Source organism: Flavobacterium sp. P1_E4 (assembly GCF_056405915.1).
In genome coordinates this window covers 1-580 of record NZ_JBFUBE010000087.1, presented here as the reverse complement: position 1 = coordinate 580, position 580 = coordinate 1, and the positions used below count along the sequence as shown (strand labels likewise).

1 protein-coding gene and 1 rRNA gene are annotated in these 580 nt (G+C 35.7%); one reads left to right on the top strand and one right to left on the bottom strand.

Annotated elements, in window-relative coordinates; translation table 11 throughout:
- The first annotated feature begins 120 nt into the window (after positions 1-120).
- Positions 121-230 (top strand): 5S ribosomal RNA (gene rrf / locus AC1DY0_RS19130).
- A 139-nt stretch (positions 231-369) separates the two neighbouring features.
- Here rrf and AC1DY0_RS19125 read toward each other — a convergent pair.
- Positions 370-580 (bottom strand): transposase (locus AC1DY0_RS19125; protein WP_477190158.1); only part of this gene is annotated, 211 nt, incomplete at its 5' end.

The window sequence follows — 580 nt, the reverse complement described above, 5'->3', positions numbered from 1 at the left end:
TCTCAGTATGTTAAGATATTATTGCAATTACGAGTTCGAAATTCTGACCCGAGGCTTTAGCCGAACAGAACGAAGTTAATTACGACTTGCAAATGATTGCCCAAAGCAATTGTAACGACTTAAGGTGGTTATTGCGGCGGGGCTCACCTCTTCCCATCCCGAACAGAGTAGTTAAGCCCGCCTGCGCAGATGGTACTGCAGTTATGTGGGAGAGTATGTCGCTGCCTTTTTTTATAAAACCCTTCATCTAACGATGAGGGGTTTTTTGTTTTGCAGTAGTTTTAAAAGAACGGATTTTATAAAAATGTAATTTTAAAACTATTGCCGATTACCCCAAACCTATACTGGATCAGGTGCAAAAGTTGGGGATTATGCAAAAAGATTAGATAATCTGAACAAGAAAAAATCTATATTTCTCACTCCTCTAAATTGACTTCTAAAAGCTTTTATTTTTGCATTGAAAGATTCGGCAGAAGCATTTGTACTTCTGTTATCAAAATAGTTTAAGATTGACTTGTAATTAAAAGTTATGGTATTAAGCAGAATATTAAAGTTTTTAAAGCCTGATTCTTCTACATTT